General features: G+C 64.7%; 10 protein-coding genes. 9 read left to right on the top strand and 1 reads right to left on the bottom strand.

Annotated elements, in window-relative coordinates:
• Positions 1-62 precede the first annotated feature (62 nt).
• Genes JN279_RS31030 through JN279_RS31050 form a run of 5 tightly spaced genes read left to right on the top strand, consistent with a single transcriptional unit; the run spans position 63 to position 7457 of the window.
• Positions 63-1733 (top strand): thiamine pyrophosphate-dependent enzyme, encoded by a 1671-nt coding sequence (locus JN279_RS31030; protein WP_202351078.1) that lies wholly within the window; start codon positions 63-65, stop codon positions 1731-1733.
• Positions 1730-3826 carry a hydantoinase/oxoprolinase family protein gene (locus JN279_RS31035; protein WP_202351079.1) on the top strand — a complete coding sequence of 699 codons (2097 nt, stop codon included), beginning with the start codon at positions 1730-1732 and terminating at the stop codon, positions 3824-3826. Before JN279_RS31030 ends, JN279_RS31035 begins: the two co-directional genes overlap by 4 nt.
• Entirely contained in the window at positions 3823-5442 is a 1620-nt protein-coding gene (locus tag JN279_RS31040) for a hydantoinase B/oxoprolinase family protein (protein ID WP_202351080.1), read from the top strand. Before JN279_RS31035 ends, JN279_RS31040 begins: the two co-directional genes overlap by 4 nt.
• A complete protein-coding gene (locus tag JN279_RS31045) occupies positions 5439-6641 on the top strand; it encodes a pyridoxal phosphate-dependent aminotransferase (RefSeq protein WP_202351081.1) in 1203 nt (400 codons plus the stop codon). The genes JN279_RS31040 and JN279_RS31045 overlap by 4 nt, the downstream gene beginning before the upstream one ends.
• A gap of 3 nt (positions 6642-6644) precedes the next feature.
• Positions 6645-7457, top strand: coding sequence for an NAD-dependent epimerase/dehydratase family protein (locus JN279_RS31050; protein ID WP_202351082.1), 813 nt, complete (start codon positions 6645-6647; stop codon positions 7455-7457).
• 18 nt (positions 7458-7475) lie between these two features.
• Here the strand turns inward: JN279_RS31050 and JN279_RS31055 are convergent, their stop codons facing one another.
• Positions 7476-8510 carry an aldo/keto reductase gene (locus JN279_RS31055; protein ID WP_202351083.1) on the bottom strand — a complete coding sequence of 345 codons (1035 nt, stop codon included), beginning with the start codon at positions 8508-8510 and terminating at the stop codon, positions 7476-7478.
• Between the two features lie 184 nt (positions 8511-8694).
• Here JN279_RS31055 and JN279_RS31060 point away from each other — a divergent pair, with 184 nt between their 5' ends.
• The 4 genes from JN279_RS31060 (at position 8695) to kdgD (ending at position 12830) form a co-directional block, all read left to right on the top strand.
• Positions 8695-9786, top strand: coding sequence for a sugar ABC transporter substrate-binding protein (locus JN279_RS31060; protein WP_202351084.1), 1092 nt, complete (start codon positions 8695-8697; stop codon positions 9784-9786).
• A 141-nt stretch (positions 9787-9927) separates the two neighbouring features.
• Positions 9928-10995, top strand: coding sequence for an ABC transporter permease (locus JN279_RS31065; RefSeq protein ID WP_202351085.1), 1068 nt, complete (start codon positions 9928-9930; stop codon positions 10993-10995).
• On the top strand, positions 10992-11819 hold the full coding sequence (locus JN279_RS31070) for an ATP-binding cassette domain-containing protein (RefSeq protein WP_202351086.1): 828 nt from the start codon (positions 10992-10994) through the stop codon (positions 11817-11819). Before JN279_RS31065 ends, JN279_RS31070 begins: the two co-directional genes overlap by 4 nt.
• 78 nt (positions 11820-11897) lie before the next feature.
• Positions 11898-12830, top strand: a complete 933-nt coding sequence (gene kdgD, locus JN279_RS31075; protein ID WP_096455268.1) for a 5-dehydro-4-deoxyglucarate dehydratase — start codon at positions 11898-11900, stop codon at positions 12828-12830.
• The last annotated feature ends 6 nt before the right edge of the window (positions 12831-12836 follow it).

Consider the following 12836-nt stretch of genomic DNA (forward strand, 5'->3'; position numbering starts at 1 on the left):
TGCACGTATAAATCCGAAGGCAGGCTCGGTCCCCTTGCCGCCACACCGAGGATGTCGAAAACATGATCCGCAATGGCGGCCGCCTTCTTGTCGAATGCCTGATCGCGCTCGGTGTCACCAAGAGCTTCGGTGTGCCCGGCGAGAGCTATCTGGCCGTTCTCGACGCGCTGCACGACACGCAGGGAAGGCTGGATTATGTGCTTTGCCGCAACGAAGGCGGCGCGGCGTTCATGGCTTCAGCCTACGGCAAGCTGACCGGATCGCCCGGCATCTGCTTCGTAACGCGCGGCCCGGGCGTCACCAATGCCAGCATCGGCGTCCACACGGCCATGCAGGACAGTTCGCCGATGATCCTGTTCGTCGGCCAGGTCGGCACCGACATGAAAGGCCGCGAGGCTTTTCAGGAGATCGACTACCGGGCTGTCTACGGCACCGTCGCCAAATGGGCGGTCGAGATCGACGACGTCTCCCGCCTGCCGGAGATCGTCGCGCGGGCCTGGACCACCGCCCTGACCGGACGGCCCGGCCCCGTGGTGGTCGCCCTGCCGGAAGACATGCTGACCACCCTGACCGAGGCTGCCCCGCTCAGCGGGCCAGCCGCAATCTTCGAAGCCGCTCCGGCACAGGATGCGATGGCTGCGGCGCTCAAGTTGCTGGCGGCCGCGGAAAAGCCGGTCCTGCTCATGGGCGGCGCCAACTGGACAGAGGAAGGACGCGCGGCGCTGCAGGCCTTCGCCGAGGCGTCCGACATCCCGGTCGTGGCGGCCTTCCGCTATCAGGACCAGTTCGACAACCATTCGCCAGTGTTCGTCGGCGAGGCGGGCGTCGGCATGGTGGCACATGTGAGGAAGCTGATCAGCGACGCCGATGTGATCCTGGCCATCAATGTCCGCTTCGGCGAGATGACCACGGACGGCTATACGCTGCTGTCGGTGCCGCAGCCGCGCCAGAAACTGATCCATGTCCATGGCTCCGACCGCGAAATCGGCAAGATCTATGTGCCCACGATTGGTATCCATGCCGGCCCGAACGCCTTCGCCAGAGCGTTGACGCCGATCAAAGGTGGATGGGCGGAATGGCGCGCGGCGGCGCGCAAGGCCTATGAAGGGACATTCGCGGCACCGGTCCAGCCCGGCCCGGTGGATATGGTGGCGGTCAGCGCCTGGCTGCGCGAGACCTTGCCCGCCGACGTCATCCTGACCAACGGCGCCGGCAATTTCACGGTGTGGCCGAACAAATTCTTCAAGTTCGGGCCGCAGGCACGGCTGCTTGCGCCACAGTCCGGCGCGATGGGCTACGGCTTGCCGGCGGCAGTCGCCGCAAAAGTTGCATTCCCGCAGCGCACCGTGGTCTGCTTTGCCGGCGACGGCGATTTCCAGATGAACTGCCAGGAACTCGGCACCGCCATGCAGGCCGGCGCGCAGCCGATCGTGTTGATCATCAACAACGGCATCTACGGCACCATCCGTGCGCATCAGGAGCGCCACTATCCGGCCCGCGTTTCGGGAACATCGCTCGAAAACCCGGATTTCGTGGCGCTGGCGAAAGCCTATGGCTTCCACGCCGAACGGATCGAATCCACCGGGGGTTTCGCAGCCGCCTTCGGGCGGGCGCTCAGCTCGACGACGGGCGCCGTCCTCGACATCGCCATCTCGCCCGAAGCGCTGACGCCCCGGCAGACCCTCTCCCAGATGCGCGAAGCCGCGCTCGCTTCGCAGAAGGCCAAGGCATGACCTCAGGAATCGACGACATCCGTCTTGGCGCTGACATAGGCGGCACGTTCACCGACATCGCCCTTGACCTCAGGGGGACGCTGTTCTCGACCAAGGTGCTGACCAATTACGCGGCGCCCGAGCAGGCGATCCTCGACGGCATTGCCGTCGTCACGCGCGATGCCGGCATTTCGCCTGCCGAGATCGGCATCATCATCCACGGCACGACGCTCGCCACCAACGCCTTGATCGAGCGGCGCGGCGCCAAGACCGCGCTGATCACCACCGAAGGCTTTCGCGACGTGATCGAGATGCGGACGGAAAACCGCTTCGAGCAATATGATCTGAACCTGCAGCTGCCGACGCCGCTCATCCCGCGCGAGCATCGCTTCACGGTCAAGGGCCGCATCGGCGCCGAGGGACAGGAACTGCAGCCGCTCGACGAAGCCGCCCTGGAGGAGATTGCCGGACGGATCGCCGCCGGCGGCTTCGGTTCCGTGGCGATCGGCTTCATCCACGCCTACACCAATCCGGCGCATGAGCGCCGTGCGCGCGACATCCTGTCCCGCAAGCTCAGCATCCCGATTTCGATCAGCGCCGAAGTGTCGCCGCAGATGCGCGAGTTCGAGCGCTTCAACACGGTCTGCGCCAACGCCTATGTGCGGCCGCAGATGGCCGACTATCTCGCCCGCTTCCAGACACGGCTGAAGGAGATGGGCGCCGAATGCCCGGTCTTCATGATCCATTCCGGCGGCGGCCTGATCTCGGTGGAAACCGCCTCGGAATTCCCAGTGCGCCTGGTCGAATCCGGGCCGGCCGGCGGCGCCATCTTCGCCGCGGATATCGCCAGGCGCTTCGGCCTGGAAAAGGTCGTCTCCTACGACATGGGCGGCACCACCGCGAAGATCTGCCTGATCGAGGATTTTGCGCCGCGCACGGCCAGAACCTTCGAAGTGGCGCGCACCTACCGCTTCTGCAAGGGCTCGGGCATGCCGATCTCTATACCGGTCATCGAAATGATCGAGATCGGTGCCGGCGGCGGCTCGATCGCCTGGGTCGACGCCATGGGCCGGATCCAGACCGGCCCTGAAAGTGCCGGCTCGGAGCCGGGGCCAGCCTGCTACGGCCGGGGTGGCAAGCGCCCGGCAATCACCGACGCCGATCTGGTGCTGGGTAAGCTCGACCCCGACAATTTTGCCGGCGGCGCGATACGGCTCGATACGGCCGCGTCCGAACAGGCGATCCTGCGCGATGTCGGCGAGCGCCTGTCGCTCGACGCCATGTCGACGGCCTTCGGCATCTGCGAGGTGGTGGACGAAAACATGGCCAATGCCGCCCGCGTCCACGCGGTCGAGAACGGCAAGAACATTTCCGACAATCTGATGATCGCCTTTGGCGGTGCTGCTCCCCTGCACGCGGCAAGGCTCTGTGAAAAACTCGGCATCGAACGCTGCATCGTGCCCAAGGGCGCGGGCGTCGGGTCGGCGATCGGCTTCCTCAAGGCACCGTTTGGCTACGAGGCGCTGGCGTCGAAGCTGACCCGGCTGTCGCGTTTCAAGCCGGCCGGGGTCAATGCGCTGCTCGGCGAGCTCAAGGCATCGGCCGAAAGCTTCGTGCGCAGCGGCGCCAGCGGCAGCATCACATGCGAAATCACCGCCTTCATGCGCTATGCCGGCCAGGGCTGGGAAATCCCGGTGCCGGTGCCGGATGAGCCATTCGGCGACGATGCCGTGACACGGCTGAAGGACCTGTTCGAGGCGAACTACCAGCGCTTCTTCGGCCGCGCCATCGAAGGGCTCGACGGGCTGGAAATCGAGATCGTCACCTGGTCGGTCAAGGCGACGGATATCCGACCTGATGTGGCCAGGCATGAACTCACGGCAGGCACTCGAACCAGCCAGCCGGCCACGACCCGTGCCGTCTTCGATCCAGCGAGCGGCGAGCCGCAGACCTACGGCATCGTCGAACGCGATACGCTCTGCGCCGGCGATCGCGTCGCCGGGCCGGTGGTCATCGTCGAACGCGAGACGTCCACCGTCGTCACCACCAGTTTCGACGCCGTCATCCAGAGCGACGGCGCCATCCTTCTGATCCGCAAAGGCAGCCAGTCATGAGCGACATCGGCGACATCCGCATGCAGGTGATGTGGAACCGGTTGATCTCGGTGGTCGAGGAGCAGGCGCTGACCTTGCTGCGCACCGCCTTCTCGACCTCGGTGCGCGAATCCGGCGACCTGTCGGCGGGCGTGTTCGACCCACGCGGCCAGATGCTGGCGCAAGCGGTGACCGGCACGCCCGGCCATGTCAACACCATGGCCGAGGCCGTGCTGCATTTCATGAACGCGATCCCACGCGAGGAGATGTTCGAAGGCGACACCTATGTCACCAACGATCCCTGGCTGGGCACCGGCCATCTGCACGACATCACCATGGTGTCGCCGTCCTTCCTGAACGGCGAGCTGGTGGCGTTCTTCGCCTGCACGGCGCATGTCGTCGACGTCGGCGGACGCGGTTTCGGCGCCGACGCCAAGTCGGTCTACGAGGAAGGCATCCAGATCCCGATCATGAAGTTCGCCGAGAAGGGCAAGGTCAATCTCGACCTCGTCCGCATCCTGCGCGCCAATGTCCGCGAGCCGAACCAGGTCGTCGGCGATTTCTATTCGCTCGCAGCCTGCAACGAGGTCGGCCATCGCCGCCTCGTTGACATGATGAAGGAGATTGGGCTCTCCTCGCTCGACGGGCTTGGCGATTTCATCTTCTCGCGCACACGCGACGCCATGCTCGAGCGCATCAAGGCGCTGCCCAAAGGCAGCTGGTCGAACGAACTCGTCACCGACGGCTATGACGCGCCGGTCAAACTGGCGGCAAAGGTCTCGGTCCGCGACGACCATGTCGAGGTCGATTTCACCGGCACCGACCCGATGAGCCGGTGGGGCATCAACTGCCCGATCATCTACAGCAAGGCCTATGCCTGCTACGCGCTGAAATGCGTGGTGGCGCCCGACATTCCCAACAACGCCGCCTCGCTCGCCTTCTTCACGGTGACGTCGCCTATCAACATCCTGAACGCGGTGCGGCCGGCGCCGGTGGCGCTCAGGCACATATTCGGCCACATGGTCCCCGATCTCGTGCTGGGCGCGCTCTCCCAGGCCTTGCCGGGCAAGATCCTGGCCGAAGGCGCCGGGGCGCTGTGGAACATCCACATCTCGGTGCGGCCGGTCACGGGCGGCCAGGGCCGTCGCGCCGAAGTGCTGATGTTCAATTCCGGCGGCATGGGCGCGCGTCCCGGCCTTGACGGCCTGTCGGCGACGGCTTTCCCCTCCGGCGTCCACACCATGCCGATCGAGGCGACGGAGCACACCGGGCCGATCGTCATCTGGCGCAAGGAGCTGCGGCCGGACTCGGGCGGCGACGGCGAATTCCGTGGCGGCCTCGGACAGGTGATCGAGATCGCCGCATTGGAAGGCCACGAATTCGATTTCTCGGCCATGTTCGACCGCGTCAACCACCCGGCCCATGGCCGCAATGGCGGTGATCCCGGCGTTGCCGGCGTGGTCAGACTGGACGACGGCACGCAGATGCGGCCCAAGGGCTGGCAGCATGTTCCGGCCGGCCGGCGGCTGATCCTCGAATTGCCGGGCGGCGGCGGCTATGGCGATCCGGCCAAACGCAGCACCGAGGCGCGGGCGAACGACCGCTCCAAGGAATACATTTCGGAGGACGGCAAATGAGCTACATTGCCTCGCGCCTGTCGGCGGTGAAGCCTTCGGCCTCCATGGCGGCCTCGCAGGCCGCCAAGGCGCTGCGCGCCAAGGGTGTCGACGTGATCGATCTCGGCCTTGGCGAACCGGATTTCCCGACGCCCAGCCACATCATCGATGCCGCCCATTTCGCGGCGAAGGCAGGACAGACGCTCTACACCGGTGCGGCCGGCACCGCCGAGGTGCGCGAAGCCATTGCCGGCAAGTTCCGCCGCGAAAACGGGCTGGATTACACGGCCGACAACATCGTCGTGGCCAACGGCGCCAAGCAGATCATCTTCAATGCGCTGATGGCGACGCTGGAAGCTGGCGACGAGGCCATCCTGCCGGCGCCCTATTTCGTCTCCTATCCCGAAATGGTGAAGCTGCTCGGCGGCACGCCCGTCACCGTCGAATGCCCGGAGACATCAGGCTTCCGGCTGACGCCTGATGTGCTGGAGAAGGCCATCACGCCAAGGACGAAATGGCTTTTCCTCAACATGCCGGGCAACCCGTCCGGCGCGGTCTATTCGCAAGCCGATCTCAAGGCGCTCGGCGCGGTTCTGGCAAGGCATCCGCAAGTCCTCATCCTCTCCGACGAGATTTACGAGCACATCCTCTTCGACGGCCGCGAATTCGTCTCCTTCGGCAAGGCCTGCCCGGAACTCAGGGATAGAACGCTGGTCGTCAACGGCGTCTCGAAATCCTATGCGATGACCGGCTGGCGTGTCGGCTATGCGGCCGGGCCGGCGCCGCTGGTGAAGGCGATGTCGACGATCCAGAGCCAGTCCTGCACCTCCGTCTGCTCGATCGCGCAGGCGGCGACGGTGGCCGCGCTCAACGGCCCGCAGGACGAGGTGGCGCGTTTCCGGCAAGCGTTCGAGGCACGCCGCGATCTGGTCGTCGATGGCATCCGAAAGATCAACGGACTGACGCTGTCGCCGCCGGACGGCGCCTTCTACGCCTATATCGGCTGCGCCAGCCTGATCGGCCGCAGGACGCCCGGGGGCGTCGTGCTGGACGACGATGCGGCGGTCGCAAACTATCTCTTGAACGAAGGCCGCGTGGCATCGGTGCCGGGTGCCGCCTATGGACTTTCACCCTATTTTCGCATCTCAACCGCGACCAGCGAAGAGGTGCTGACCGAGGCGATCGTGCGGATCAACGCCGCCGTCGCACAAGTGGAGTAGATGATGCCGCATTACGACCGTATCCTGATCACCGGCGCCGCCGGCCGTCTCGGCTCGGAGCTGCGCAAGGGCCTGGTGCCGCTGGCAAAGACGATCCGGCTGGCGGGGCGCGAGCCGTTCGGCGATCTTGCGCCGCACGAGGAAGAAGCGGTGTTCGATCTCGCCGACATGGAAGCGACGATCGCGGCCACCAAGGATTGCGACGCGATCGTTCACTTCGGCGGTGCGCCGCTCGAATGCGAATGGCAGACCATCCTCGATTCCAGTATCCGCGGCTCCTACCACATCTACGAAGGCGCCCGGAAACACGGCGTGAAGCGTGTCATCTACGCTTCCTCGGTGCACGCCATCGGCTATCACGAGGTCGAGGCGCATATCGGCGTCGACGCACCGGTGCGCCCCGACAGCCTCTATGGTGTCTCGAAGAATTTCGTCGAGAGCCTCAGCCGGCTCTACTGGGACAAGTTCGGCATCGAGACGGCGTGCCTGCGCATCTTCTCGTCCTTCCCCGAACCGGCGGACCGCCGCATGCTGTGGTCATACCTCTCCTTCGCCGACTGCGTGCGGCTGGTCGAGGCATCGCTGACGGCGCCGCGCGTCGGCCACACGATCTCCTTCGGTATTTCCGACAATAAGCTAAAGATGGTCGACAACAGCGGCGCCAACCATCTGGGATTCATTCCGCAGGACAGCGCCGAACCGTTCCGCGCCGCCGTGGAGGCCAAGACCCCCATTCCCGATCCGAAACGGCCGTCGGTAAAATATCTCGGCGGCTGGTTCTGCGAGCTTGGCCATCCGGACGACAAGCCCACGTGACGGCAGGGCGATGCGCCGTCACACGGTGGGAACGGGCGCGTCGGTTTCGATGAGACCGGCCTGCTTGAGATCAGCCCACAGCGCCGGCGGAATATCCTCTCGCAGATAGGCCAGATTCTGCTTCAGCTCCTCGACTGAACGGGCGCCCGGGATGACGCTCGACACCAGGGGATGGCCGAGCGGGAACTGGAGAGCGGCCGCCGGCAGCGAAACCTTGTGGCTGGCACAGATCGCCTCGATGCGGCGCACGCGTTCGAGCACCGGCTCGGGCGCCGGCCTGGTGTTGAAGGTCGCGCCCTTGACCGCGCCCGTTGCCAGTATGCCGGAATTGTAGGGACCGCCGGTGATGATCCTGGTGCCGCGCTGTTCGCAAAGCGGCAGCAAGGTCGCCAGCGGCTCCTGTTCCAGCAGTGTGTAGCGGCCGGCGAGCAGGAAATAGTCGAAGGCGCCGGCGACGACGAAATCGGACAGCATCTGCCACTGGTTGATGCCGACACCGACCGCCTTGATGACGCCTTGCGAACGCAGTTCGTCGAGCGCCGGATAGGCGCCATCCATGGCCTCCTTAAACCGGCTGCGCGCATAGGGATCCTCACCCGGGCCGAAATGGATCGCCTCGTCGGGATCATGGATCGAGACCATGTCGACATGGTCAGTGTCGAGGCGTTTCAGCGTACCTTCGAGCGAGCGCATCACCGCATCGCGCGAATAGTCGAACTCGGCGCGGAAGGAGCCGGGCTGGTCCCACAAGGCCGGCATCAGCTCTTCCGGCGGGATCGGCACGAGGTCGTAGCCGATCTTCGACGAGATGACGATGTCCGCACGCGGCAGCGACTTGATCGCCAGGCCAAGCCGCGTCTCGCTGACGCCAAAGCCATAGACCGGCGCGGTGTCGAAATAGCGGATGCCATTGTCATAGGCCGCCTGCACGGTCTTCACCGCGGCGTCGGTGTCGACTGCGCGATACATGTTGCCCAGGCCGGTGCCGCCGAGTCCGATCGTCGTCACCTTCAGGCCATTCTTCGCGACAGCCCTGAATTCGATTTCAGCCATTTTCTCTTCCTGTAATCCCTGATCGTCCATTCGTGCCGGCCAAAGGGCCGTCTTCGCGCCATTCGGACCGAGAGCGTCCGTCCTGAATTCGGCGGCGAAAGACCATTGACACAAAAGTTGTCATATAACAATGTAACCAGACGACAAATGTAGCGACGCCTACAAAACGAAGAGGGAGGAACGCATGGACGACGAAACGAAAAATCACATCGAGATGGTGAATGCCGCCATCTCCAGGCGCAGCGCTTTCGCGCTGGCTGGGAAGTTCGGCCTGGGTGCTGCTGGCCTCGCCAGCGGACTGGCGGGTGCCGGCCTGGCCGGCGGCGTCAGCGCGGCTCGGGCAGCCGATTCATCGCCCGGGCTGCCGAAGAAGCCCTACAAGTTCCACTTCGTCTGCCATGTGACGCTCGACCAGTTCTTCACCCCGACTGTCTACGGCATCCAGGATGCCTGCGCCGCTTTCGGTTGCAGCTATCAGTGGACGGGGTCGCAGAAGAACGTCGTCTCCGAAATGGTCAGCGCCATGCAGACGGCGATCGCGCAGAAGTCGGATGGCATCGCGGTGTGCCTGGTCGATCCGACGGCCTTCGACGCCGCCACCGACATGGCCGCGCAAGCCGGAATTCCGGTTGTCGCCTTCAACGCCGACGTGCCGGTCGGCAGCCCCAACAAGCGGCTGTCCTATGTCGGCCAGCCGCTCTATCAGTCCGGCTACAATTCGGCGCTGAAGTGGCTGAAGCTGATCCCCAAGGGTGGCCATGTCATGCTGTCGATCGGCGTGCCCGGCTCGCTCAACACGCAGCCGCGCCTCGACGGCTACATCCAGGCGATCAAGGACTCCAACAGCGGCGTCACCTATGATGTCGTCAACACGGGGCCGGATCCGGCAACGGAAATCTCGCGCGTCGAGAGCTATTATCTCAGCCACAAAAACGTCAACGGCCTGTTCGGCACCGGCGGTTCCGACACCTATGCCTGCGGTTTCGTGTCCAACAAATACGGGCTGGTGAAGGGAGGCGGCGCGGTGGCCGGCTTCGACCTGTTCCCGCAGACGCTGGACTTCATCAAGGCCGGCGACGTCAACTTCACCACCGACCAGCAGGCCTATCTGCAGGGCTTCCTGCCGGTGCAGCAGATGTATCTCTACAAACTGTCCGGCGGCCTCGTCGGTCCGGCCAACAGCGACACCAGCCAGGCCTATGTGACCAAGGACAATGTCGACGCCTATGTCGGCAAGTCGCGCTTCGAAGGCCGCAGCGACATCGAGCCGACCTGACGCGGTCACCACCATGAAACGCCTGCCCTCGCCGCGTCATTTTGCGTGATGTGGCGGGGGTGATGACGGCTGCCGGCCTGGCGGCTTTCGCCCGTCGCCGATCCGGTTCTTCGCCCAAAGTTCGCAATCAGGAAGACAAGAGTGCCGCCCACAGAAACCAAGCCTGCGAAGAAGACCGGCGTCAAGGTTCCGCACACGATGACGGAAAGGCTGCTGATCCTGCTGTCGCGCTATCGCGAGGCCAGCATCGCCGTCGTCGCCATCGTGCTGGTCATCTATTTCCAGCTCGGCAGCGATGGCGGCTTCCTGTCGCCGCAATTCATGAGCGTCGTGCTGCGCGACACCGGCCGGCTCGGCCTTATCGCCGCGGCGGAAGTCATGCTGATGATCACCGGCGAGATCGACCTGTCGCTCAGCGCCATCTTCTCGATCGCCCCCTATGTCATGGCGCTGCTGTCGGTCACCTACGGCGTGCCGCTGGCCGTCGGTGCGCTGATCGGCGTGCTGATCGGCATATTGGTCGGTGCCATCAACGGCATCATCACCATGCGCTTCAAGGTGCCGTCGCTGATCACCACCGTCGGCATGCTGTTCTTCCTGCAAGGCATCGTCGTCTCGATCTACAACAGCCAGCCGATCGTGGCGCCGGTCGAGCAACCCTTCAACGCCATCTTCGGCCAGAGCCTCTACCAGCCGTCGGATGCGCTGCTCTCCTGGCACGGCATTACCGCCTTCACGCCCTTCCTGTGGGCGGTGGTGCTGGTGCTGGTGTTGGCGCTGGTGCTTTCCCGCACCACATTCGGCCTGCACACCATCGCCACCGGCTCCAACATCATCGGCGCCCGCGAGATCGGCGTGCGCACCGACCGCATGAAGATCTACAATTTCATGATCGCCGGCGGCTTCGCCGCCTTCGCCGGCATCATCAACACAGCGCAGTTCACCTCGGCCGACCCGCAGGCCGGCAGCCCGTTCCTCACCTTGCAGGCGATCGCCGCGGCGGTCATCGGCGGCACCTCGCTGCTCGGTGGTTCCGGCACCGTCATCGGCGCGCTGATTGGCGCCTTTGTCGTCGCCTCGCTCAACAACGGCCTGGTGATGATCGGCGCCCAGGCCACCGTATCCGACATCTATCTCGGCGCGGCCATCATCGCGGCGATGATCCTCTCAATCCAGGTCGACCGCCTGCGCACACGGAGGCGCGTATGAACACGCAAGCTATTCCACCGCTCGCCGCCGATGCTCCAACCGTTCTGGAGATGACCAACATCTCCAAGAGCTTCGGCGCCGTCACCGCGCTGGTCGACGTCTCGATCAAATTGCGCCAGGGCGAAGTGCTGGCGCTGGTCGGCGACAATGGCGCCGGCAAGTCGACGTTGATCAAGATCCTGTCGGGCTTTCACCAGCCCGACACCGGCACGATCGTCTCGCAAGGCAAGGAAGTGCGTTTCGCCTCGCCGCGCGATGCGCGCGCCCAGGGCATCGAAACCGTCTATCAGGACCTGGCGCTTGTCGGCGACCTCAGCGTCTTCCACAACATGTTTCTCGGCCGCGAATACCACAAGCGCTTCCTCGGCCTGAACCTGCTCGACAACAGGAAGATGCGCGAACAGGCGCAGCTCTATCTCGATACGCTTGGCATCACGATCCCCTCGGTCAACAGCACGGTCGATCTTCTGTCGGGCGGTCAGCGCCAGTGCATCGCAGTGGCCCGCTCGATCTACTCGTCGCCGAAGATCCTGGTGCTTGATGAACCGCTGGCGGCGCTTGGCGTGCGCGAGAGCGCGCATGTGCTGGGCCTGATCCAGAATCTGCGCCAGCAGCGCCAGGTCTCGGTGATCCTGATCGTCCACAACTACAACCAGATTTTCGAGGTCTGCGACCGCATCAACTTCCTGCATTCGGGCGAGGTCGCGCTCGACGCGTCGACGGCCGACACCAGCGAGGAGGAACTGATCCGCATCGTCAAGTCGGGCCTCGGCACCAGGGCGATCGACGCCGCCGCGGCGGAAGTGCGGCCGGGCCTCGTATGAACCTGCCGGCAAACCACGGCTGAACCAATCCCGCCGGCCCGACCACCATCGGCCGGCCCCTCGCACGGAGTATTCGTCTTGACGTTTTCACCCACCGAACTGACCCAATCCCTTGGCCGCGGGCTGCTGTCCTTTCCGCTGACCTTTTTCGATGAGGACGGCGCCTTCAATGAAGACGGCTATCGCGCCCATGTCGCCAGCCAAGGCGCTGCTGGAGCGAGCGGGCTTTTTGCCGCCGGCGGCACCGGCGAATTCTTCTCGCTGACGCTCGAGGAATATAAGCGCGTCGTGCGGGCGGCGTCTGACGAAGTGCCTGATCACCTGCCGCTGCTCGCCGGCGTCGGCTACGGCACGCATATGGCGGTGGAGTTCGCCAAGGCGGCGGAGGCCAATGGCGCCGACGGGCTGCTGGTGCTGCCGCCCTATCTGGTCAAGTCCGAGCAGGAGGGCTTGCGCCGGCACCTCACCGCCATCTGCCGCGCGGTCGGCATCGGCGTGATCGCCTATAACAGGGACAATGCCATTCTGACGCCCGAGACGCTCGAGCGTGTGGCGCAGGATTGCCCGAATTTGATCGGCTTCAAGGACGGTGTCGGCGACATCGAGTTGCTTACTGCCACGCGCTATCGCATGGGCGACCGGCTGGTCTTCATCGGCGGCATGCCGACGGCCGAGGTCCATGCCAGTGCGGCAGCCGCCATCGGCATGACGACCTATTCGTCGGCGATCTACAATTTCGCACCCGAGATCGCGCTGCGCTTCTTCAATGCGTTGCGGGCTGGCCACAAGACGGAAGTCGACGACCTCATCCGCTCGTTCTTCCTGCCCTATCTGGCCATCCGCAACCGGCGCGCTGGCTATGCCGTGTCGATCGTCAAAGCCGGCGCGCGCATTGCCGGCATTGGCTGCGGGCCGGTGAGGTCACCGCTTCTCGACCTGACTGATGACGAAGAGCGGCAGCTCGCCGATCTCATGCAGTCTTGCAAGATGCCGGTCGCGGAGCTGGCGTAGGACGGG

This window comes from Mesorhizobium sp. 113-1-2, assembly GCF_016756475.1.
Classification (GTDB): domain Bacteria; phylum Pseudomonadota; class Alphaproteobacteria; order Rhizobiales; family Rhizobiaceae; genus Mesorhizobium; species Mesorhizobium loti_C.

Excerpts from the sequence above, each read along its gene's own strand:
- JN279_RS31030 (WP_202351078.1), top strand. The coding sequence starts at position 63 with ATGATCCGCAATGGCGGCCGCCTTCTTGTCGAATGCCTGATCGCGCTC.
- JN279_RS31035 (WP_202351079.1), top strand. The coding sequence starts at position 1,730 with ATGACCTCAGGAATCGACGACATCCGTCTTGGCGCTGACATAGGCGGC.
- JN279_RS31040 (WP_202351080.1), top strand. The coding sequence starts at position 3,823 with ATGAGCGACATCGGCGACATCCGCATGCAGGTGATGTGGAACCGGTTG.
- JN279_RS31045 (WP_202351081.1), top strand. The coding sequence starts at position 5,439 with ATGAGCTACATTGCCTCGCGCCTGTCGGCGGTGAAGCCTTCGGCCTCC.
- JN279_RS31050 (WP_202351082.1), top strand. The coding sequence starts at position 6,645 with ATGCCGCATTACGACCGTATCCTGATCACCGGCGCCGCCGGCCGTCTC.
- JN279_RS31055 (WP_202351083.1), bottom strand. The coding sequence starts at position 8,510 with ATGGCTGAAATCGAATTCAGGGCTGTCGCGAAGAATGGCCTGAAGGTG.
- JN279_RS31060 (WP_202351084.1), top strand. The coding sequence starts at position 8,695 with ATGGACGACGAAACGAAAAATCACATCGAGATGGTGAATGCCGCCATC.
- JN279_RS31070 (WP_202351086.1), top strand. The coding sequence starts at position 10,992 with ATGAACACGCAAGCTATTCCACCGCTCGCCGCCGATGCTCCAACCGTT.